17 protein-coding genes and 1 pseudogene are annotated in these 21116 nt (G+C 61.4%); 5 read left to right on the top strand and 13 right to left on the bottom strand.

Annotated elements, in window-relative coordinates; translation table 11 throughout:
- Window positions 1-42 precede the first annotated feature (42 nt).
- Window positions 43-852, top strand: a complete 810-nt coding sequence (locus AC6H1L_RS02260; RefSeq protein ID WP_497599931.1) for a hypothetical protein — start codon at window positions 43-45, stop codon at window positions 850-852.
- 264 nt (window positions 853-1116) lie between these two features.
- On the top strand, window positions 1117-2271 hold the full coding sequence (locus tag AC6H1L_RS02265; protein ID WP_497599932.1) for a helix-turn-helix transcriptional regulator: 1155 nt from the start codon (window positions 1117-1119) through the stop codon (window positions 2269-2271).
- Between the two features lie 20 nt (window positions 2272-2291).
- On the opposite strand, the gene AC6H1L_RS02270 is transcribed toward AC6H1L_RS02265, so the two are convergent.
- The 3 genes from AC6H1L_RS02270 to AC6H1L_RS02280 form a co-directional block, all read right to left on the bottom strand.
- Complete coding sequence (locus tag AC6H1L_RS02270; protein ID WP_497599933.1) at window positions 2292-3035, bottom strand: ABC transporter permease; 744 nt, start codon at window positions 3033-3035, stop codon at window positions 2292-2294.
- The gene (locus tag AC6H1L_RS02275) at window positions 3032-4000 is read right to left on the bottom strand and encodes an ABC transporter ATP-binding protein (RefSeq protein WP_497599934.1); all 969 of its coding nucleotides are present in this window, start codon (window positions 3998-4000) and stop codon (window positions 3032-3034) included. The genes AC6H1L_RS02270 and AC6H1L_RS02275 overlap by 4 nt, the downstream gene beginning before the upstream one ends.
- Before the next feature lie 62 nt (window positions 4001-4062).
- Window positions 4063-4728, bottom strand: coding sequence for a CPBP family glutamic-type intramembrane protease (locus tag AC6H1L_RS02280; protein WP_497599935.1), 666 nt, complete (start codon window positions 4726-4728; stop codon window positions 4063-4065).
- An 811-nt stretch (window positions 4729-5539) separates the two neighbouring features.
- Here AC6H1L_RS02280 and AC6H1L_RS02285 point away from each other — a divergent pair.
- The 3 genes and pseudogenes from AC6H1L_RS02285 to cas3 form a co-directional block, all read left to right on the top strand.
- Window positions 5540-5785 (top strand): annotated as a pseudogene (locus tag AC6H1L_RS02285) (hypothetical protein); the annotation flags it as partial.
- Window positions 5786-5885: 100 nt separating this feature from the next.
- Window positions 5886-6392 carry a DEAD/DEAH box helicase family protein gene (locus AC6H1L_RS02290; RefSeq protein WP_497601588.1) on the top strand — a complete coding sequence of 169 codons (507 nt, stop codon included), beginning with the start codon at window positions 5886-5888 and terminating at the stop codon, window positions 6390-6392.
- 4 nt (window positions 6393-6396) lie between these two features.
- Window positions 6397-6837 (top strand): CRISPR-associated helicase Cas3', encoded by a 441-nt coding sequence (gene cas3, locus AC6H1L_RS02295; RefSeq protein ID WP_497599936.1) that lies wholly within the window; start codon window positions 6397-6399, stop codon window positions 6835-6837.
- Between the two features lie 1221 nt (window positions 6838-8058).
- Here the strand turns inward: cas3 and AC6H1L_RS02300 are convergent.
- From AC6H1L_RS02300 to AC6H1L_RS02345, 10 genes are all read right to left on the bottom strand, one after another.
- A complete protein-coding gene (locus tag AC6H1L_RS02300; protein WP_497599937.1) occupies window positions 8059-8793 on the bottom strand; it encodes a JAB domain-containing protein in 735 nt (244 codons plus the stop codon).
- A 386-nt stretch (window positions 8794-9179) separates the two neighbouring features.
- Window positions 9180-9587 carry a hypothetical protein gene (locus AC6H1L_RS02305; RefSeq protein WP_497599938.1) on the bottom strand — a complete coding sequence of 136 codons (408 nt, stop codon included), beginning with the start codon at window positions 9585-9587 and terminating at the stop codon, window positions 9180-9182.
- 181 nt (window positions 9588-9768) lie between these two features.
- A complete protein-coding gene (locus tag AC6H1L_RS02310) occupies window positions 9769-10464 on the bottom strand; it encodes a DUF6908 domain-containing protein (RefSeq protein ID WP_497599939.1) in 696 nt (231 codons plus the stop codon).
- Entirely contained in the window at window positions 10461-11012 is a 552-nt protein-coding gene (locus AC6H1L_RS02315; protein WP_497599940.1) for a hypothetical protein, read from the bottom strand. The genes AC6H1L_RS02310 and AC6H1L_RS02315 overlap by 4 nt, the downstream gene beginning before the upstream one ends.
- Before the next feature lie 231 nt (window positions 11013-11243).
- The gene (locus AC6H1L_RS02320; RefSeq protein WP_497599941.1) at window positions 11244-15602 is read right to left on the bottom strand and encodes a DUF6094 domain-containing protein; all 4359 of its coding nucleotides are present in this window, start codon (window positions 15600-15602) and stop codon (window positions 11244-11246) included.
- Between the two features lie 87 nt (window positions 15603-15689).
- The gene (locus tag AC6H1L_RS02325; RefSeq protein WP_497599942.1) at window positions 15690-16535 is read right to left on the bottom strand and encodes a hypothetical protein; all 846 of its coding nucleotides are present in this window, start codon (window positions 16533-16535) and stop codon (window positions 15690-15692) included.
- Between the two features lie 134 nt (window positions 16536-16669).
- Entirely contained in the window at window positions 16670-17725 is a 1056-nt protein-coding gene (locus tag AC6H1L_RS02330) for a hypothetical protein (RefSeq protein WP_497599943.1), read from the bottom strand.
- A 185-nt stretch (window positions 17726-17910) separates the two neighbouring features.
- Window positions 17911-18945 carry a bifunctional DNA primase/polymerase gene (locus AC6H1L_RS02335; RefSeq protein ID WP_497599944.1) on the bottom strand — a complete coding sequence of 345 codons (1035 nt, stop codon included), beginning with the start codon at window positions 18943-18945 and terminating at the stop codon, window positions 17911-17913.
- Window positions 18946-18952: 7 nt separating this feature from the next.
- A complete protein-coding gene (locus AC6H1L_RS02340; protein ID WP_497599945.1) occupies window positions 18953-19099 on the bottom strand; it encodes a hypothetical protein in 147 nt (48 codons plus the stop codon).
- Between the two features lie 1142 nt (window positions 19100-20241).
- On the bottom strand, window positions 20242-21027 hold the full coding sequence (locus AC6H1L_RS02345) for a hypothetical protein (RefSeq protein WP_497599946.1): 786 nt from the start codon (window positions 21025-21027) through the stop codon (window positions 20242-20244).
- Window positions 21028-21116 lie beyond the last annotated feature (89 nt).

The following is a 21116-nucleotide window of genomic DNA, read 5'->3' on the forward strand; positions in this document are numbered from 1 at the left end:
GAGAACCTGGTCCTGGCGAACTATCTCGACTTTCGCTGGTATGTGGAAGGGACGCTGCGTCTGCAGGCACAGCTGGCGACCATTGACCGGCAGCGACGTCTGACGACCACGCCCCAGGCTCAGCAGGAGGTTCGCGCGCTCCTGGAGGGCTTTCTCTCTCATCGTGCTGCACCGATCAGCCGCCCCGCCGAGTTAGCCCAACGGATGGCCCGGCTCGCCCATCTGATCCGCGCTATCGTCGTGGAAGCATTCCAGCGCCAGCAAGCATCTCCCTTGCTGCGCGACTTGTATCATTCCTTTCGCGAGGTCCTGCTGCCTGATTTGACCGAGGCGGCCTTTGCGGATATGTTTGCGCAGACGCTCACCTATGGCCTCTTCGCCGCGCGCTTCCATCACCGAGGAGCACAGCCCTTCCGTCGCACCGATGCGGCCCGGGAGATTCCCCGGACGAATCCGTTTCTGCGCAGGCTCTTTGGCGCCATTACGGGCGTCGAGCTTGACGACGAACCGTTCGTCGGCTTTGTCGATGAATTGGCAGAGTTGCTGGCTCTCACCCCCTGCACACGCTCACGAGAGATCAAACTGCTGACTTCTCTGGTAAGCAGTCTTGCTTTCTCTGTCAACTGGTTTCAGCGCTGGCTACGAGAGATGCAGAAAGGGCATGGTTCCCTAGGAAAATCACCGACTACTCGCTATACTATTCCTAGCGTTATCTGTAGCTCCTCGCCTGCTCAGAATCGGCAAGGGAGGGGGAACAGCATATCACTTTGGAGGAGGAGGCCACTCAGCCAAGGGTCCCGTGAACAGATGCCGGGTTCAAGAAGCGGCCTCATTCAAGCCTCAAACCTGTAATCTCATCCGTTCGGACAAGGCCAGAGCCGAAATGGCTTCCTTTCTCCAGGCAGAGCAAGACTGGTCTGACCGTCTTGGATGTGAGCTGGGCTGTGAGGCTGGCTCGGCCTCGCAATCTTTCCCATCCGAGCCTGAACCTATCTCCACCAGAGCAGTGGAAGAGGCAGAGGTGGCAGGGCTTATCACGAAGCTCTGCCTTTCGCGACCATTTGGTTACATCCTCTACTCGCGAGCGTTCTCACTCCTTCGTCTTAGGAGGAAAAGATGCCCTACCAGGACAAGACGACCACGCTTGAGCCATGTTTGCGGCTGAGACACTGCTACAGCCTGACGCTTCTGCGAGTGCTTGCCGGCATAGGTACCCTGCTCTCATTGCGAGTGATCTCTGCTCCCCTCGTGCTCTGGGCTGCTACGCTGGGGATCATCTTCTGCTCGTGGGCCCTTCTCGCACTCCTGATCGCCCTCGTTTGGAAGCAGCAGGACCGCCGCCTGAGGCCTCTGGCTCTCACCATTGATCTCGCTCTCTGCGTCGCTGTCAATCTGCTCTTTGCCCCCTGGCCATCAAGCATCGCCGCCGCAGCTTTTCTCCTGCCAGCTTATGGATGGGCCATTGCGTATGGCGTGAGGGGTGTGCTGATCGTGCTGCTCACCTTCTGCTGGAGCGAGCTGATCATCGCGCTTGCCCGGCTCTCGACCAACCAGCCTCCCGCCAATTGGCTCGCAACGCTGCTCTGGCTCTTGCTCATCAGCCTGACAGCGGCCCTACATCTCCTGCTGAGCCGCCGTCAGTCCCTTCTGGTTCCCATCTTCAATACCCAGAGCGATGCTCAGCTCCAGCCTGGTTCTTCCGAGTTCCCGCTGAGCGAATCCCAGAAAGCGGACGCCGCTGGCAACAGCAGAGAGCGGGCCGCTCCCCCAATCATCTCCCCTATGACCCTCTACTGTGATTCGAACGCCACCTCGCTAGCCGAGCGCGCTCTCCACCGTGATGCGCTCCCAGGTATCCAGGCTTCCTTGGTGCTGACGGCCCTGGAGGTCGCCTTTGCTCCCTATGGGATCAAGCTGGATCAGCATCGCCAGCAGCTAGAGAGCGCACTGGAAGCGCTCATGTATCCCCAGATGGCCGACCCGTCTCAGTTCGTCTGCTGTCTTCAGCGTCTCTTACAAGAAGCAGAGCATCACTGGCAGCAACGGGCCGCACTCTCGGCGCGCGAGTGGGAGCTGCTCCACCTCCTGGCTGAAGGGTTATCCTACCGTCAGATAGGGCAGCGCCTTTACCTCAGTCCGAGTACGGTGAAGACGCATATGCGTCATCTTCAGCAGAAACTCGGCGTCTCCGGCAGAGAGGAGCTGCTGCGACTGGCACAGGTCCGTGGCTGGATCAGTGATCCAGCCTGCCAGCAGCGGGCAGAGGAGTGAGGTGGGGAGGCTCCTTCCTCCTACCTGCCTGTCGTTCCCGAGCGGCGATAGCTCCAGATGGCTAAGGCCGTAAAAAGCACGGTATACCCCAGCAGGATCAGCACATCCTCCAGGGCTGAGCCAGAGGAGGCTGCCTGCAAGGGGCGCAGCGCCAGCAGCAAGTAGTGTGCTGAAGGGAGAAAACGAGCCACGTCCTGCAGCACGCCTGGCATGAGCTGGAGTGGTTGCAACAAGCCCCCCAGATATCCCAGCACGAGATAGACGCCAATACTGACTATATAGCCCGTCTCGGCATCCGTCCAGGAGCCGATGACAAACGCCAGCGCTATGAAAGGCAGTGAGCCGCACCAGAGAATGAGCGCCGAGGCCACCAGCGCCCAGTAGTTGTCGACGCGTAATCCTTCCAGGAGCGCGACCGTCAGCACACAGATAATCGTCATACCGGCCATGCTGAAGGTGGCAAGCACCTTAGCTGCAAAGTAGGCCAGAGGCGACAGCGGGGTAGTCTGCAGCAGGCGCAGCCAACCAAGCTGGCGCTCCTGAGCAAGGCGCGATCCCAGGGTTCCAAGCGAGACGCCGATGGTGCCAAAGCCGGCCATGGCAATACCAAAGTGGAGCTGCAAGGCATGCGTATTGCCGAAGCCATAGGAAAAAATCAGATAGTAGCCAATCGGGACCAACAGCGTAAAAAAGAGCGCGCGCCCATTGCGCAGGAAGCGCAGGAACTCCAGCTTGCTCTGGGCACGCAAGGCGAACAGGGTCATGCCTTGTCCTCCTTCCTCGTCAGCGCTAAGAAGGCCTCCTCAAGGCTGGCTCCACGGATCTCCAGGTGTGGGGTAGCCATGCCACGCCGCCGCAGCTCTGTGAGCAGGGCATCGCTATCACGGGTGAAGAGCACCACTCGCGGCCCCTGCCGCTCGAGTCGGAGGACTCCCGGGATCGCCCCCAGCAACTGGTCGTTGGGCTCCTCCGCCAGAAAGCTTACGACCTGCCCGCTTGCCATCGCGCGAATCGCCTCGCAGGAGCCATCTGCCACGATGCGCCCCTCGTTGAGCACGATCACCCGCTGGGAGAGTCCTTCGACGTCGGCCAGGTTGTGTGTCGTCAGGATGATCGTGCGTCCATCACGGTGCAGCTCGCGCAAGCGCTGCAAGAAACGACGCCGTGAGGCGACATCCATCCCCGCGGTTGGCTCATCCAAAAAGAGCAGGCGCGGGTTACCTGCGAGGGCCAGAGCAAAAAGCAGACGCTGCAGTTCTCCACCCGAAAGATGCTGCGTGTAGCTCCGCTGCTTCTCGCGGAGCTGCGCAATCTCAAGCAGCTCATCTGTTGGCAGGCTCTGAGCATAGTAGCTGCGGAAGACATCGAGCAGCTCTCGTACGCGCACCAGATCGATCACGCGGGCGTTCTGCAGCATGGCTCCCAGACGCGCCGCGCGCCGGACCGCAGAGATGGTCGGGTCGCCACCGTTGAGCAGCACGCGTCCCGTTGATGGTCGCAGCAGACCAAGCATCAGGGAGATCGCGGTCGTCTTGCCGGCTCCATTGGGGCCAAGCAGCGCCACCGACTCCCCAGCCTCGATGCGCAGACTCACCCCGCGCAGCGCCTGGACAGTACCGTAGGATTTCGTGACCTGATCCAGGCAAATCACTGGCTGCGGAGACTGGGTAAGGGCTGCTGCTGCGCGCACCTTCATAGACATGCCTCGCCTTTCGAGAGTCTCAGCCATGATGCCACTCCTTGTTCTTCTTCCTGCTACCGGGGCTGATTCTCGGCAGCAGAGCAGAGCGATCATAGTATCATCACGGTAAAAAAGGTCAGATGAGCAAGCACCAGAGGAAGAATGTTCGGCACAGTCATCAACAACCAGGCATTGATCGGACCGATCACGAGCGCGCCGCACATGGCTGGTAGCGCACTGAACCATGAAGGCATACCTTGCTCCTGCACAGCTACGAAAAGCAGGGTGGAGGTCACAAGTGCCAAGGGGAAGCCCTCGGGTGCCAGCAGACGAGCTGCCAGGCCACGAAAGAGCAGCTCTTCGCCCAGCAGTGCCAGAGTAATAATGGCCCATCCGACAGGGGCTGGCCAAATCTGAAGTGTTTGGCGATAGGCTCGGACCCAGCCAGCCCGCCCGATGGCGCGCAGCTCATTGACTATGCCCGGTCCTATCTGCCTTTGGCGCCACAGACGGAAAAGAGCCAGGGCCAGCGAGCTAAGCAGCATCGAGACCGAGGCCTCTCCCAAGCCCAGGAGAACACCAATTGGCAGCTGCAGCAGCAGCAAATGCTCAGTGAAGAGACCAGGCAGGTTCTGGCCGTTCGCCCAGGAGACTGCCCAGGCGATGCCGAGGGCGGTCAGACCAGCACCTGCAACTGCCAGGGTGAGGGCCAGGTCCCGTGTTGGATAATGGAGGCTCAGCGGCAGCTGCTCTGCCAGGCGCCGGGCTGCAGCCATGAGCAGTCGGCGGCAGAGCCCATACTGCAGCAGCAAGGCAGCCACTATCCAGCCGATAGCGCTCAGTGTAGCGAAGAGAGTGCTCCTTGAAAGGTGTGCCAGGGAGAGGCAGCGTGTGCTTGCTCTCCCTGGTAAGCATATAGAAGCTGCGCTGGATGGAAAACAATCGTCCACGGGTCACTCTTGCCTCACCCAGTACCCCAAAAAGCTGATGAGCTCGCCTCATCCAGGACCAGCAGACAGGTTGAATCTCTTTCGACCGAGAGCATGTGTCTGAAGGAGACAAAGCTTGCGAGCCGAGAGGCGAAAGAGCTTGCTTCAGTAAGAGAGCAGCTGCTCACTGGGGTATTGGAAGAAGACCCCACCGATGAGGATGTCCTGGAGCATCTGCTGAGGCTTCTGGGAAGACGAAGGAATGCGGCATCGGGCCAGGCGGCTTTATGAACAGTTCCGGCAGACAGACACTCTTGCAAGAAGAAGGAAGACAACCAGGCACCCAGATCAACACTGGCCTTATCGTCATGAGGTCCTCTCTCTCGCCTTCCTGGATTGGATTGCGCATGCATGCTCTCACGAAGAGCAGTAATGGCTCGTCGCTGCTATCGTTTCTCAGGAGGCTGATGAGATTATCAAAGCATACTGTGGAGAGATCGAGATCCTTGCGGAGATGGTTGGTCACCTGGAGCCGCCAGTCGTCGAAGGACTGTGGCGCTGGTTGCGCTTCTGCTCCGCTCCCTGGATCAGCCTGCTGGGTCTGGGGAGCGCCGGCGTCGAAACGATCGTCCTCCCAGAGAGAGAGGAGGCGCTGCAGATGGTCTGCAGTGCGGGGCCAGAGCGTATTCAGGCCTGGCTGGATCTCTACCACGATAGCCTGGGTGAGTGGCGGAGTCCGCGCAAGGCCAATGTGACGCCGTTGCTAGTACAGCTGCGTGGCTTGCGAGCCTGCGCGGAGCGGGCACGGCAATCGACGCTGCTGATCGTGCCGACCGGGAGTGGCAAAACGGAGGCGGCGCTCTACTGGGCCCTGGGGGACGGGGCACAGCCAGTGCCCCGTCTGTTCTACGTGCTTCCCTATCAGGCCAGCATGAATGCGATGTATCAGCGGCTCAGTCTCCCGGCCTATTTTGGAGCAGGAACGGTCGGTCTCCAGCACGGGCATGCCTTCTCAGGCTCTCTATCAGCAGTTGCTGCTCACAGAGATGGGTCCGGCCACAGCGCGCGAAGCAGCCCGCTGGTCGCTCAACTTGAATCGCCTGCATACCTATCCCCTCAAATTACTCAGTCCTTATCAGCTGCTCAAAGTGCTCTATCGCATCAAGAGCTTTGAGGGCATGCTGGCGGATTATACCCAGGCTGCCTTTATCTTCGATGAGATCCATGCCTCCGATGCAGAACAACTTGCCCTGATCGTGGCATTGCTGCAGTATCTGCAGCAGCGCTACGGAGCTCGCTTTCTGATCACGTCAGCCATGCTTCCCTCACTGGTGTATCAGAGGCTCATTGAAGCGCTAGAGGTGTCTGAGCCCATCGTGGCGGAGGCGGAGCTGGTGCAGCGCTGGAGGCGTCACCAGCTCCAGCTCCTCGGATGGGGACCTGCTAGAAGATGGCTGGAAGCGTGTTGCTGCTCAGGTGGAGCAAGGAAACGTGGTCTTGGCCTGTTGTAACACGGTGGAACGCGCCCAGCGGCTCTACCAGCGGCTGCGCCAGGTGCTGGCGGCAGAACAGGTGCTGCTGTTACACAGCCGCTTTACCGCCCGTGATCGCCAGGTCCGGGAAGCGCAGATTCTGGAACGAGCCGAGGTCGGCGCGAGACAACAGGCGTTAGCCCTCGTCGCTACCCAGGTCGTCGAGGTGAGCTTGAACCTGGATCTGGATACGATCTACACCGATCCAGCCCCACTGGAGGCACTTGTCCAGCGTTTCGGGCGCGTCAACCGTGCTGGGAGCAAGGGGATCGTACCTGTACACGTTTTCCGCTCCCCACAGGATGGGCAGGGGATCTATCTTCCTGGTCTGGTCGCTCGGACACTGAGGAAACTGGAACAGCACCAGTCCCAGGTGATCGATGAAGTGGCTCTTCAGCACTGGCTGGATGGATGCGATCTATGAGGAACACGAGTTGGCAGATTCCTGGCTCCGCCGCTATGGGGAGCAGTTCAGACTGGCGAGTTGGCTGCTGGGACAACTGCGACCGTTTCAGGCGGATACGCAAGGAGAGGAAACGTTTGCCCGGCTCTTTGACGGCATTGAGGTCCTTCCCAGCAGTGTGGAGCAGGAATATCGGGACTTGCTGGAAGCAGGTGAGTTCCTGGAAGCTACTCAGCTGGGTGTGCCCCTCAGGTATCAGACCTATCGGGTCCTGCACCAGCGTCGTCAGATTCGGGACCTGCCGCTGAGAGCACAGTCGGGATCATCGCTTCGAATCGTGGAGGCAACGTATGATCCGGAGCAAGGTCTGTTGCTACCAGAAGTCTCTGCTCTCACGCTTCCACTTCGCTCTCGCTGCTGGCAGACAACCCCAGCCAGCTCGCCTGAAGGGTTCGACGTACCCAGTCTGGAGCCAGCCCGGCATGCTGCACTGCGGACATCCGATACCAATGCCGCCCGCCGCTCGCTAGAGAGGGGTTCTCCGCTCTGGATGCTGACCAGTAGAGTAGCAGAAGACACGGTCGGAACCAGGGCGACACGTCGGCGGGAGCTGCGAACATGCCTGATGGGTAAAGCAGGCTTCTGCTCCGTCGGTGTCCCAAAAACAAAAAAAGCTGCGTCTAGCCGCGGCTGGTACTGGCGGGAGGCAAGAGCATCTGGCTCGACCCGCAGCTCCTGCCCCCACCCACCAGCGCTGCTACTCCCCATGCAGTGCCTTTGCCAGGCGGTGCCAGTCCACCGCCTGGAGATAACTGTCGATGATATGCCGAGCCAGCCCTCCCAGTGCGCTGGGCTGCAGTCGGAGCTCCGGCCGCTCAGCCCACAGGCGGGCCAGGTTCTCCCACCACAGAGGGAGGGAGGTGAGGGGATCTGTGGGTAGCTTCTGCCCGACAGAGCGGAGCGCCTCCACCGCTGCCGTTTCCACCAGGGTGCGCACCCAGACAACTGGTCGGTTCCACAAGCACCTGGTCCAGGGCCACAAGGTCTCTGAGACAAGGCAGCCAGCAGGGCGGTCGCGTGAAGCACGGTAGAGAAGAGAGAACAGCAGGACATCCATCGGCACCTTGCAGACCCACTGCCCTGGTCTGGAAGCGAAGCTCCGTCGTTGTGCTCGTATGATCGGCGTGGCCCCTTTCAGCAAACGGCCCCACCACCAGCAGGCAGAGCAGAACAAGCCTGCGATCAGGTTGAGACCTTCCCAAAACTGCCGGCCTCACCCGCCCGTGCCTCCTTTGGCCACAGGCTCCCCCGCTGACAGCGAAAACTGTAGCAGCCCCGTCGAGCCACAATCAGGTGATCGAGCACGGGCAGATCCAGCAGCTGCCCGGCCTGGATAAGTGAGCGGGTAAAGGCCTCATCCTCGGACGACGGCGTTGGATCGCCACTTGGATGATTGTGGCAGACAATCAGAAACGTTGCCGAGCGCCGGATCGCCTCACGGAACAGCTCGGCGATCCGAAAGAGCATAGCATTGATTGTGCCCTTGTAGAGCAGGCGATCGCGGCTGGGGAGCAGTTGCTGTTTGGTGTCCAGTAAGAGGAGATGCACTTCCTCATGGTGCAGGAAGGCCAGGATTGGGCGCATGAGCGTCTCGACATCGTCGGGGGAGGTGATCTTCACGGGCATGCAGCCCGAGCCAGAGCCAGTCAGCCGCCTGGCCAGCTCTTGCAGTACCGCCAACCGTCGGCGGCATGGCCTGGGAAGCTGGCTGACAAGCTGCTCGCGCAACAGATCTAGCTCGCTGGCCTGTCCCAGGAGCAGGCCACGTACGTCCTCCCGGTACTCAGCGAGCAGACTCTGGAGCGTAGCTCGATGGGCCGCCGCTGCGCGCCCACCCGAGGAGCCTAGCAGAAGCCGTAGCAGCAACTCTTCGTCGGGAAGAGTCTTCCAGGGTTGAGAGGATGACGAGGAAGACATAGCAGCATCCTTTCTGGCATGGATGGCGTGAGCGAGCAAGCCACACGCTCGATGGAACAAGGCACGGTTGACATGCAGCCAGCAGGCCAGAGCAAGAGAAGCCCGCGGGAACTGGCAAGGGCCGGCATACAGGCGGGCGATGGCGTCTCTCTCTCGCCGGAGCCAGTGTTGTCTTGCATACCTGCCCTCACTGCTCGTCTGGCTCCCTTCAGCGTCGTCCCCCATCCCATCAGAGGAGGCCCAGCCCGAGTCTCTGGAATCCACAGCGGTTTGCCGGGTGCCCTGCTAGAGAGGGGCAGGCGAACGAGAGGCAGTGAGGGCAGGTGAGGAAAAACACGAAACAGACAAGGAGAGAGGCGGCCTCTGGAGAGCAGGGCAGGGCAAGCTCAGGAAGCCCCAGAGCGGCACGCGGGCCGGTGCTGAAGGCAGATCGTCATTGTGCTGATCCGGGCACGGAAGACCCCATGTGTCTTCCCTCTCAAGAGACGGTGCAGCTCCCTCTTTAGTTGGAGAAAGACGGGATGAGCCAGGACCTCTTCTCGGTGCAGGTTCCAGTGCTGGGGAACCTGCCCGGTGTCCTGACGTTGGAGCAGCATGTTCCGCTCGTCACGGGCCTGCTGGAGGCCGCGGCTGGCAGCCTGCACCTGCAAGCGCCAGGTGGTGGCTGGGAGCGTCAGGCAAAGCCACTGAAAGTCAGGGCAGGTGCAGAGCCAGGAAAGATCGAAGAGAAACTGGACGTTGGTATCCCGCTCGACCTCCTTCCAGGATGCAGCGAGGTGTATCGTGATGCGCATCGCAACCTCCTTTCGCTTCGTGTAGCAGCATCAGCAGAGCGGTGTCCAGGAATCAGCACGCTACTGAGCTGCAGCCGCTCTTCCACCAGAGGAAGGTTCTCTCTCCGCTCCAGTTCTTCCCATCCTGTTGCCCGTGCTCTCGAATCCTTCCTTGTGAGTGAAGCCTCTCTGCGAGCATCGGTCAGCCCTCTTCCTTCCGTGCCTCGACTCGGAAGGAGACTTCCCACGAACGGAGGGCCTCTGCCAGCCTGGCCACCCGGTTGCAGCAGAGGAGCTGGACTTCGGTCTCTCCTTGTTGCACGGCCCGGACCAGCTGGAGGGCCTGGTCCTCCCGTAGGAGCGGTATCGCCTGGCACAACGCTGTTTTGAGCCAGCGCGCATCCGCATCGTCATCAGGCGACAATAGCACGGTCTGCAACCGGGGCCGGGCCTCCGCGGCGGCTTGCTCCCAGCGCTGCCAGCGGAGCGCACGTGTCCAGACGCTCCACAGCTCGGAGGCGTCTTGCACTGCTCGTTGATCCTGAGAGAGATCAGGCTGGAGGAAAGGCGTCTCTCGGATGCCGAGCACTGTTTGCCTCATGCGGACGGGCAGCGGCGCCTCCCCAGTGGCCATGACAGCCAGTTCAAGCTCAGGGTCAGGAAAAGGCAGCCCCCGGCTGGTCCAGCCCACATGGGCCACCTGGAGCCGATATCGCTCGCCGGGCAGGGGTGCTGGTGGAGTCCACGCCGCGATGATCAGCGGCTCGTATGGATCGTTGTCCAGGTCCAGGCGAATGAGAGGGGGAGAAGCGTCTTCCAGCGATAGGAGGAGTCCCGCAGCCTCACAGATCGCCTGGACCCTTTGGAAGAGCCGCCCCAGGGCATGACCTCGTTTCATTCTGTTCGCTCCTTGCTATCTGGCCGCTCCAGGGCAGCCTGGACGCCGGGGCCGAGCGTGAACTCGTAGATGCGCGCCCACCGTAACAGCGCTGACCCTGGGTTCGGATCACGTGGCAGGAAGAAATGCTTGACCGGATCTTGCCGGAAGCGTGCCTGCGGAAAGGCTCGCCGCAGCGCCGCGATCAGCGCAGCGTTGTAGGGAAAAAGCACCATGAAGCCCTCGCCGGAAGGATGAAAGGCCAGATGATGCCTTCCTCTTGCTGCTGACGGGCGTGGCAAGGCAGCCGGGTCCATGCCGGCCTCCTGGAGTTGCCGGGCGTACTTCTGCGCCAACCTCCAGGCGCGCTCAAAGACGGCATCCGGCCAGGCATCGAGTGGAAGGCGCGCCAGCCAGTGCCCCAGGCGAACATCCACGCCGCTGAAACCAGCCCCGTCTCTCCGACGAGCCCCATCGCAGACAGCAGCCAGATAATCAATAGCCGCTTTCAGGGGTACGTGACGCGCTCGTTCTTCTAGCGTGAGAGGCATCGTTGCGTCTTCTTCCATTGTCGATCTCCTTCTTGCTTTCGTTGAGAGCAGCAGCTCTCGCCAGTCCGTGGCATATGCGGCACCCAACCAGCGCCTGCCCACTCTCCTCACTCGGACGGGGGTGGCAGGGATGGCCCTTGTGCAGGCCTCTTGTTGAGGCAGGCCCACTGCGTTGGCGCTGCTGGGAGGCAGCAGACGGACAGAGGGGACAGATCGAGAGCCTGCTGCTTGTCTCACATGCTCCAGGCACTACCGGCGACGGGGCCGGCGGGACGCCTTTGCGGGAAGGGAAAGGGGAGCCAGGGGCAGATCTTGAAACGGCAGGGGAAGCAGCAACACGTCCCCGACCGGCAGGGGCGCCTGGGTCCGCTCTTCGGGAGGAGTCAGAGGGGCCTGAACTGGGGGGAGCGCGGGGAGCGTGATGGTACCCGCCGAGGTTCCGAGAGGCGCGACTTCCTGGCAGCGCTGCTCCTGAGCTGGATCAACACCGATCCGCTGAGATGGCTGCGCGTCCTGGGCCTCCAGGAGCGCGAACGTTTCGCGAACCAGTGTCAGCAATAGACTTTCCTGCTCGTCCTCTTCTCCCTCACCGCTCAAAGTCACCAGCCCCCCCTCGGTGGCGCTGAACTCCATTCCTTCGACGAGAAGTGCCTGAGAGACCTTACGAGCCAGATGGTGCAATAGACGCTCACCCATCGTCTGCTCGTAGGCCAGGAAGATCACCTCAACATCTCCTGTCTGTCCTGGCCGCCAGGACCGGCGTGCCGATTGGCGCAGGTCGGAGACAGAGGCAGGAAAGCTAAAGTAGATGATCCGCCGGAAGGCAAGCAGGTCGAGGCCGACCTTTACCAACCGCGGGTTGGTAAGCAGGACATCGACCCCTTCCGCCATCAGGCGACGGAGCCAGGCCTCACGATCGATCGGAGCCACCGTGTCAGCCCGGAGCACTGCGACACGCAGCGGTTGACCGTTCGGACGACGCAGCTCCTGCTCCAGCAGGCGTTTCAGCCGGGGAAGGAGATCATAGTGGCCCGTCTCTCCACAATAAATGAGGACTGGTGCCTCCTGCCTGGCCTGGTACAGCAGGCTAAGCAGCCGCTGCTCCAGGGGATAGCACTGCTCTTCCGGCAGAGCCGGGGCACTGCCCAATACCGTTCCATGCCTGGTTGAGCAGCACCACGGTCTCCACGGGAAGAGTGGATACAGCAACAGCGCCTGGAACCACGGCGCCAACGCGGAGCGATCTCCGCTGGCCAGCAGACGTCGAAGGGCCAGTGTAATTTCCCGCTCAAAGGCGTGATAGGCCGGCCCCAATGGGGCTTGCAAGGGAACCAGCTCGACGCGCTCCCGGTAGGGAACCAGGTCAGGTACGACTTCACGGAGATCCGTGAAGCTGCTGACTCGCGTGAGCAGAGCAATTCCCTCGGGGCTGAAGCCGGGGATTTCCTTGATGACCGGCATGCCTAATCGTTGCACCCGCCGCGAGCGGGCGCCATCGGCCTCCGCCTCCTCTCGGCGGCTTTTGCGAATACGCTGGAGACAGCCGTAGCGGCTAATCCAGCGCTGCTCATCCTCCCAGGCAAACTGGTGTCGCACCGCCGGCAGCAGCAGATAGCTGGGGCGGAAGAGGCTACTGGCGAAGCCGTTGGACAGCGTTCCTGTCAGCAGAAGGCTGGCACGGCAAGCCTCCATCAGGCTCTGGCGAGCTTGTCCCAGAGCCGTGCCATCCCTTCCTTCGTGGGCTTCGTCCGCGATCAGCAGCCCGAAGAGACGTCGGTAGTGCCGACGCAGATAGTCAGCCAGCGGATAGCGTTGCTGCTGGCCAACCGCTACGGTCTGCCAGGCCCTCTCGCCACAGAAGCAACAGCGGTACTTGATTCGACGTTCTTTCCCACAGAGCTGCTCTTCACTGGCCAGCCGCTCGTACGGCAGACTCGCCAGCTCCTCTACGAGCGTGGGGCGGCCAGATTGATGGAGACGGGCCGTGAGGAGCGTTTGATGCTCTTTGAGCAGCTGTTGATAGATCGGGTCCTGACTGGCCAGGCGTTCGCAGAAGGCTCTTTTCCGAGCCCGGCAGTCTAGCTCTCGCTCGCGCAGCAGCGCATCGAGCTGACAGGCCAGCCGCCGGCATATGTGGCACGTCAGCAGACACTGGTTCAACACTGTCTGCCAGTGCTGCCAGGGTCTCCCCTTGCCTTGACCTTGACCCTGCCTTTGCCACTGCAGTGGCTGAGACAATGTCCAGGGCTGGGCAGTGGCCCCTTCAGTAGTATGCACTTGCAAGTGCTCCAGAATGCTCTCCAGCAGCCTGACCAGCTCTGGCGCTAGATCGCTCTCACCAGGCGCAAGGTCCCCAAGGCGATACCGTTGTTCTTCTTCGCAAAGCCGCCTGTATTCAGGTTGCTCCCACAAATACTCCTGCAGGCGGCCCGAGGACGCCTCCAGCGCCTCTCCAGCAGCTCGCCCAGCCTCCTCATATGCCACCCAGAGCCGGCGCCAGGTCAGTGGTGTCGCGTCCCTAGCGGACGTGGACGTGGCACGTGCACGGCTGGATTGGAAGAGAAGTGGCCGGAAGCAGGAAGGGCAGGCGGGCACGCTCATGGAGTGGCCTTCGGCATCACGCACCAGGGTCACTCGTCCCCCCTGCGCATTCCGCGCCCGCAAACGGAGGGGATGCCACACGGGCTGCCAGGCGGAGCCCAGTTTGGCATCACTGGTCGTCAGAATGAGCACATGGATCGGTTTCGGCGGAGGGGAGTTCCCCTGCTGCCTGGCCCTGTTCACCTGCTGGCGCCAGACCGCCAGATCGCGGCGGATACAGGCCACTGCCCGATCGAGGCACTCGATGCGTCCCAACCTGGTGCCCGTGAACGAGGGATCGAACCGGCGGTAGTCCTCCAGGGCAGTCCTGGCTGCTTCCGCTTCCACCTCTGTCTCTCGATGCCGGGCGGGAACTGGGGCTACCGGTTGCACGATGAGGACCTTGGCCCTGGGAGGCAGGGTCTCCTCAAGCTCGCGCTTCCACTTCCCTGCCAGAATCGGCGGGCAGCACACCAGGGCGGGGAACATGTGGGGGGTCTGATGCTGAGGGACAGACCCCCCGGCATGACAGGCGGAGAGATCAGCCGTAAAGGCGATGGCGATGGCCATGAAGGTCTTGCCACTGCCCATCTCCGCGGACAGCAGTTGCCGACGCAGCGGAGACGGTGAGCGAGTGAAGGCCGCCACATGGGCCAGGATCGACTCCCGTTGCTTGCCCAAGGGGCGTCTTTGCAGCTGCGAGAAGGCCCTTTCAGCCCAGGGCACCTGGGCCTCTGAGATAAACAGTGGCGGGTAGCGCTGCTGAATGGTCTGGAGCACCACAGAGCCATACTGGTTCAGGAAGGTCGTCAGTGAGACATGCCGATGGCGAACCTGCTTCAGGTCCACGCCTGGGGGCATTGGGGCTTCGCGCCCTGGCGGGTGGATCAGCAGCAGCTCCCCTGTGTCCAGGTCCAACGCCTGGAGAGATCCCATGAAGACGTCGCTCACCTTCTCGATGATCTCTTCTGGCGTCTCTTCGACCGAAGTCACCTGGTCCTTCCAGGTCTGTCCTTTGAGGAGGAGCCGTTGGCTGCCCGCTCGGATGAGCGCGCGATCTGCCAGACCGGCAGCGGCGAGCAGCGCCAGGTGGACTGGCTTGAAAGCATGGAGTGGGGACCAGCCAGTAGTCGTCTCCGTTTCTCCAGGTGCAGCAGGCTGGGGGATATGAGCCTGCCACCAGTCTCGGTTCGCCCAGACCCCCGTCAGAGGCCGGGCGGTCTGCCCTTCCCAACAGAGCTGCTTGGCCAGCCGGTCTGGCTCAAAACGTCCAAGGTAAAAGCAGGGGTGCTCGCCTGGCGGGCAGCGAGGGATAGGCCAGCGTGGCCCCCCCTGGGCCGAGTCAGAAGCGTCGGGCAGCACAGGCATATCCTTTCCCGCCCTGGCCCAGTCGCTCAATTGCTTCAGCTCGCCAGCCAGCGCTCTTGCCGGGAGAGGAGCCCGGCGGCGGCGAGCGAGCAGCACGACCTGCTTGAATTGTTCATATTCCGGATCGGGAAAGCGGAGGCAGGTGAGCTGGTCATACTGTGCCGCCAGGTATCCAGCTACCTCCCGCTCTTGCAGGACCCATTGCGGAATGATGAAGATGAGAACGCCTTCCGTGCACAGGAGCCTGGTGGCACGTTGGAGAAAGGCGCTCTCTAGCCGCTTGCCACTCGTCTGATCCCAGTCATACGGTGGATTGAGATACACTAGCTGCCATCCTGCCCATGACAGGGTGGTCTGAAAAAAGTTGCCGTGTAAAACCCGATCCAGACGACTCCGTGCCTGACGGGCCAGCGACGTTTGGATCTCTATGCCCCAGGTTGAAAGAGAGCAGTACGCTTCTTCCCCATAGTCTTGCTGGAAGCGCGCCTTCAGCCGCTGGGCCAGGAGTGCCAGCGCCCGGCCATCGCCAGCACAGGGGTCGAGCAGCCGGGCAGAGGCGTAGAAACCAGAAGGGAATGTCAGCAGCGCCGCAATGCGTTCCACAACGTGCGGGGGAGTGGGAAAAAATTCAAGCTTGACTTGAGCTGCAAGACGTGCCATAATAATAACACTCCTTTTTGTGGAGGTGGACACGCAGGCCCGCGGGGGGATGAACGGGCTGGTGTGCTCACCTCCGTTCTGAACAGATTAGATGTCGGCCACGCGATCCAGTTCCCCAGAGAGCAACCCCTGCTGGATAGCTGCGAGGACGCCAGCAGCTTCCGGCTGACAGAGCCAGGCGGAAGCAACAATCGGTTGCGGTTGCGGCTCAGTTGGCTGAGCCGCGCAGGAGGCCTCGACTTCACCACTTGCCTGTGGGAAAAACCAGCGAACGGTGAGGGGAGTGACCCACTTCTGCCGCTGGGCGACTTGCCAGAGCCAGGCAGCCCAGCGCTCATGCAGGGGCCACGGCACTCGCCGATCCAGCCGATGGAGATACGCTACCTCTTCTTGCTGATCCGGGGGAACCAGCAACAGAAACGGGCGACAGGAGACCGCTGGCAGCGTGGCTCCGTTCGAAGTGCCCGGTCTGGAAGCAGGCTGTTGAACACTCCTCGGGTCTAGCAGCGTGAGCGCCGGGCATTCGATGAGGGCATGCAGGCCCAGGTCTCCCAGGCTGACCTGACTGTAAGTCCAGTGCCAGGGCCCCTGGTCCTTGAGCGGAGCGACCTGATGGGCCAGCATCACTGATCCCACCCCCTCGATCGTCACCGGGCGTGGAGGCGTATTCACTAAAGCCGCGAACAAGCCTCGCAGCACGGGGCTGTCCCCAGGAGCCCCCACCAGAGACAGCAAGAAGAGGGGGTGGACCTCCCGACCCTGCTGCTCATCCCAGAGGGGTTCTCCGGCAATATAGCCATGCACAAAGGCCGCATACTCTAGCTCCCCCCCTGCAGAGTGCCGTTTCCCCGAAAACGCTACACCGATCCTGGGGAGAGCAGTGTGCTCCACAATCCCTGGAGGCACCTGATACCGACGAGACTGCTGAGACATAGCGGAGCTCCTTTCTTAGCTGGCACATGCCAGACCTGGACGAGGAACGACAATGATTGAGACTGGGGATAAATCGCTATGAGAAAAGCATTTGGTCGTAAAAGACGAGGAGAACAGGTAAACACGGGGTTCGATCAGGGATTTTGCCCTGAGAGTTGTGCCTGCATGTGCATTGAGAGCCGGAGATAGCCTCGTAGACGGCAGTATATTCGTTCTCCTCGGCGACAGTCATTCCAATCCATTCGCCATGAATCAAGGTAGGGCCAGGAGAATGGTGCGGGAAAGAACTGCAGAGGCCCTTCTACCAGGAAGTCATCGTCCTCGAGAGAAGACGGCGAGAGATCCGGCCACCAATACGCGATCCCGCGCTGCTGCAGCTGCTGCACGATCCCCTCTCTAAGCGCCTGGACAAGAGAGACGTCCCCGTAGCAGCGATCAATGTAGATGATCCATCGCCGGAATCGTGGACAGAATAGCAGCCGCAGGATACAGCGCGCTTCCATGCGTCGCAGGGTCCAGCGGTCCTGGATGGCTTCGAGAGATGCCGGAACGTAGGCGACGAGCATGCCGCTGTCAAGCAAGTTGGTTGGCAGCCGTCGGCACTGCGGCGCGTCTCCATCCAGTGCCTGGCACGTGCGATAGCCTTTTCCACTTCCCATGCTGAGAACGTCCCACGCATGGGCACTGACAATGAAGACCCGTTGCTCCTCCTTGCTCCCGCGATTCAGGTACAGTTGATACCAGCCAAGGAAACGTTGTCTTGCCTCTTCAGTCATTTCTCCCTGCCCAAGAGCCTGCAAGATCCTTGCCAGGCGAGGACTCTGGGCCCAGGCAGGGCGAGGTGCGAAGCGGTTGCCCAGCTCCTTGAAATGGACCGCACGGGTCCCGAGCAAACAACCACCATAGAATTCCTCCTCCTCAATCTCCTCCAGGAGTCTGATCAGTGAAGAGTCAGTCGAGGAAGAAGGCAGCTCATTCAGCATGCTATACCACCAGTCAGGAATAGAGCGTCTGCAGGGATACACGCCACAGAGACGGCGAAGGATCGCATGCCTGCGCCGATATCCAGGGAAGGGAACCGTTCTGGCCAGGCTGAACCGCTCGTAGCGCACGCAAGCTTGAGCTAGCTCGTCGGCTGGCATATCAGCGAGCGTACCCGCAAAGGATGCAAGTGTGGTGTCCGTTGTCATCACCAGAGCTCCTTTCTTTCCGCCTGAGAGAGTGGGGAAGGAGAATGGAAGGAAGCACAACTGGAATAGTCTGGCAGAGCATGGGTCAGCAGCTTGCCAGTATATGGTTGAAGTCAACGCAGAAGAGGAAGATGGCACAGAGAGCGCGCGTGAAGGAACGTGTGCCGCGGCGGGGGACAGTCCCGTTAGAGGCTCGCTGGCCTGGCGAACGCCTCACCTTCGCCTGGTCGGCCTGAGCTGTAGCGCTGCTTCAGCGCCTGCGCTGCCGCGTGAAAATCGCCGTGATAGAGCAGGGCATAGGCAGCAAACTTGGTATAGCTGCCTGGGGGAAGAGGGGCCGAGGTGGAGAAGACGTGGAGTTTGTCGTCTCCAGCATGATTGGTGGTTGCCGAATAGTGCGGTCCGCGCTTTCCCGGGTGACGCCAGTAGCAGCAGCCTGCTCCGTCCGTGCGTACCAGCTCCCAGCCCTTGGGGAGCAGAATGCTCTCCCAGGTGACCTGCGGGTCGCGATTCAAGAGATCGCCAGGGCGGGTCGCTGAAAGCTGAAGAGGCCTTCGAGGGCCAGCAGTCGGCTGGGAGGACGACTGGATGAGCTTCGGAGCGCCCTGCTCATCCAGCAAGCGCAGGGAAGAGCAGATCTCCTCCAGCTGAGCCGGACTGATCGTCCGAACGGATTGCACCCCTCCGCGCAGCAGGACATAGGGCCTGCCCGTGGGATGCACGGTACCTGCCGAGGGTGCGACAATGATGATGGCACCCTCCTCGCGCGTCTCCACGAGGATGCCTCCCTGCCGGGAGCGGGCCAGCACCCGGCTTCGTCCAATGGCCGGGCAGCGCAGGAGCAGGTGTCTCCCGCCCTTCGGAGTGCGCTCCTCATAGCCACTGGCCACTTCCTCATAGAGTCGAGCAAGCTGGGAATCTTGTCGAAGACGTGCCATCCAGGTGAGAAAGCAGCCCTCCTCGTCAAAATCGACGGCCAGGAGACATCCGCTCACCTGGCCAGTGACCAGCGCGATCCCGACGTCCCGACGGGCAAACCAGGTCGAGACTTCCCTGCGTGTGGGAAGTCGCTGCTGGAATGGCTTCCAGCTCGTGAGTGCTGGTCGCTTGCTCCCGTCCGACCGGATGGGCACAACGCTGATGCCAGCCTCCAATGCCGCCAGGGCCGTTTGCAGGACGGGCGAGGCATCAGCAGAGCGAGAGAAAGACGAATACGGCATGGCGGTCTCACTCCCCTCCTCCTCGCTGGTTACCGCTCACGCTCACATCATGGCTGAAGCGCTTCAGCTGGTCAAAGAGTGCCAGCACCTGCACGCCAAAGGCGACGAGGAAGGCTGGCAGAAAGAGCAGACCCACCAGAAGCTGCAGATACATGGATTCTTCTCCTTGTTGATGTCTTGTCTACAAGGTCATCATGGATAGGCTGCTGCTCCTGTGGCTGTGGTCAGCCGGGCTCCACACATACCCGGGGTGATAGCGAGCCACCACCAGGCCAATGGTGTCTCTGCCTCCAACAGACGCAGTTCAAGAACGCACTCCAGCAACGCTCTACGCAAACCGTCCGCACAAGATCTTTGGCTTTTCAGCCAGCACGCTCAACGGCAGGCATTGATTGCTGCGGAGCCTATGAGCTGACTGATCACTGGCACCCATCGCCGGGGCACCAGGACTTCCATTCAACAGAGCAACCGGGGCAAGGGCGTGCTGCTGGGCCTGCGATCGGGTCGCGCTGATACGTGCATCTCAGGGCGATGGCATCGAACATCGCACGGGAGCTAAGCGCGATGAGCAAGACGCGCACTGACCTCCGCCTCTCAGCCGTTGCCTGTCTTCCCCTTGAGGGTTTCGTGTTCGCACTGCACTCTATCGTATCGCCCGCTCCGGGAACGAGGCTGGAATCTGAATGGAACAGGGGCCGAATCCGGGTGGAGTCACTCCCGCGGCGCTCCCTGTGGAGTCCTCTCTTGCCCAGGCCGTAGCGCCAGGATACAGGCAGCACTTCCTCACCTATCCCCAGGAGCAGGCTACTCCTGCAACGCTGTCACTCCCCTCACCAGCGTCACGGAAGTGAGGATGCTGAGGCGGTTCGCGCTCAGGCAGATCCTGGTGGAGACGCCCACCAACCACAAAGAAAAAGATCAAGAGAGACGGGAGCCCAGGGGGGCTGCAACCAGTGCTCTACTTGATCTCGTCATCGCTAAGACCGACTCTGAGTCATGCGAGGAGCGCAAGCGCGATGTCTCTCCAGATCCCTTATCCGAGCGGGGAGCGTCCTCACTCAACCATCAGACAGGGCCTGTTCCTGGACATGGCTCCACTCAACTGCACACGCTTCATAGCCGAGAGCAGGTGCTTCGCCCGACTGCTCTCGCTCGGGGGGAGCATCTGGATCAAGCTCCTCGCTCCCAAAGGAGGGTCGAGCCCAGGAGCGGACAGCGGAACAGCACCAGGCTGTTGCTCTGCCTCGCTCGCTCAACTCATCAGGCTGTTGCTGAATCCACTGGGTGTGACAGAGGTCAGAGCAGATAGATGGCGGCCAGAGCCGCGCACCCAAAGAGCGCTCCCCCAAAGATGACAAGCAGCAGGAGCAGCAGACAGCGTGTACTCCATCGCCGGACAGCGGCCTGTCGGACCGCCTGCTCGACGAGGAGCTCCTGCCGTCGAGCCGTTGCATTGAGCTGCTGGACGACCTGCGCGTGGATCTGTTCCGCAAACCGATACTGCTGCTCTTGACCATGCTGAGCCATCTCAATGCCCCGGTAGGCCAGTCCCGCCCAGTGCTGCTGGGCCTGCTGGACCTGGGTCCACCATTGGACCTGGGTTGCTTGCCGCTGACGCTGCTCTTCAAGCATCTGCCGGGCAACCGTTTGCCAGTACCCGGCCTGCTCCTGGTCATGGAGCTGCCGCTGCCGCCTTGCCTGCTCTTGGAGAAGCTGCAAGGCACTCCAGCGTACCTGCGCTTCTTGTTGAAGCTGCCACTTGAAGGTCGAGGTGATTGCTTTTTTTTGAGCAGCGAAGTCCAGCGAGGGATACGCCAGGGCCACCCTCAGAGCCTCCTTCTCGGCCCACGTGCTGAGCAGCGAAGGGAAGAGGGAGATTCCCTCGGACCAGAGGAAGCCGTCCTGGGCAGCTTGCTCTAGCAGGTGCTCTTGCTGAGCCAGTCGCTTCTGCCGCTCCTGGAGCAGCTCCTTCGCCTGGGGAGCAGCCACCAGCGCAAGCTGCAAGCTTCGCAGGAAGTGCTCGGTGACCTGGTCCTGAGCCTGGGAGTCCAGGAGTGGGTACCGATATTGCATGGATTGCATGAGATAACCTCCTTTCTCCTTCCTGGCTCCTGGCTCCCTTGTCAGCCAGCAGAGTAGCCAAGCCGTCCTGAAGCAGCCGGTCTCAGAGG

This window comes from Thermogemmatispora argillosa, assembly GCF_059696725.1.

What these genes read in the sequence shown, in the direction of transcription:
- AC6H1L_RS02320 (WP_497599941.1), bottom strand. Translation starts at nt 15,602, where the DNA reads ATGGCACGTCTTGCAGCTCAAGTCAAGCTTGAATTTTTTCCCACTCCC.
- AC6H1L_RS02325 (WP_497599942.1), bottom strand. Translation starts at nt 16,535, where the DNA reads ATGTCTCAGCAGTCTCGTCGGTATCAGGTGCCTCCAGGGATTGTGGAG.
- AC6H1L_RS02270 (WP_497599933.1), bottom strand. Translation starts at nt 3,035, where the DNA reads ATGACCCTGTTCGCCTTGCGTGCCCAGAGCAAGCTGGAGTTCCTGCGC.
- AC6H1L_RS02340 (WP_497599945.1), bottom strand. Translation starts at nt 19,099, where the DNA reads ATGTATCTGCAGCTTCTGGTGGGTCTGCTCTTTCTGCCAGCCTTCCTC.
- AC6H1L_RS02330 (WP_497599943.1), bottom strand. Translation starts at nt 17,725, where the DNA reads ATGACAACGGACACCACACTTGCATCCTTTGCGGGTACGCTCGCTGAT.
- AC6H1L_RS02305 (WP_497599938.1), bottom strand. Translation starts at nt 9,587, where the DNA reads ATGCGCATCACGATACACCTCGCTGCATCCTGGAAGGAGGTCGAGCGG.
- AC6H1L_RS02300 (WP_497599937.1), bottom strand. Translation starts at nt 8,793, where the DNA reads ATGTCTTCCTCGTCATCCTCTCAACCCTGGAAGACTCTTCCCGACGAA.
- AC6H1L_RS02265 (WP_497599932.1), top strand. Translation starts at nt 1,117, where the DNA reads ATGCCCTACCAGGACAAGACGACCACGCTTGAGCCATGTTTGCGGCTG.
- AC6H1L_RS02310 (WP_497599939.1), bottom strand. Translation starts at nt 10,464, where the DNA reads ATGAAACGAGGTCATGCCCTGGGGCGGCTCTTCCAAAGGGTCCAGGCG.
- AC6H1L_RS02335 (WP_497599944.1), bottom strand. Translation starts at nt 18,945, where the DNA reads ATGCCGTATTCGTCTTTCTCTCGCTCTGCTGATGCCTCGCCCGTCCTG.
- AC6H1L_RS02290 (WP_497601588.1), top strand. Translation starts at nt 5,886, where the DNA reads ATGCCTTCTCAGGCTCTCTATCAGCAGTTGCTGCTCACAGAGATGGGT.
- AC6H1L_RS02345 (WP_497599946.1), bottom strand. Translation starts at nt 21,027, where the DNA reads ATGCAATCCATGCAATATCGGTACCCACTCCTGGACTCCCAGGCTCAG.
- AC6H1L_RS02315 (WP_497599940.1), bottom strand. Translation starts at nt 11,012, where the DNA reads ATGGAAGAAGACGCAACGATGCCTCTCACGCTAGAAGAACGAGCGCGT.
- AC6H1L_RS02280 (WP_497599935.1), bottom strand. Translation starts at nt 4,728, where the DNA reads ATGGCTGCAGCCCGGCGCCTGGCAGAGCAGCTGCCGCTGAGCCTCCAT.
- AC6H1L_RS02275 (WP_497599934.1), bottom strand. Translation starts at nt 4,000, where the DNA reads ATGGCTGAGACTCTCGAAAGGCGAGGCATGTCTATGAAGGTGCGCGCA.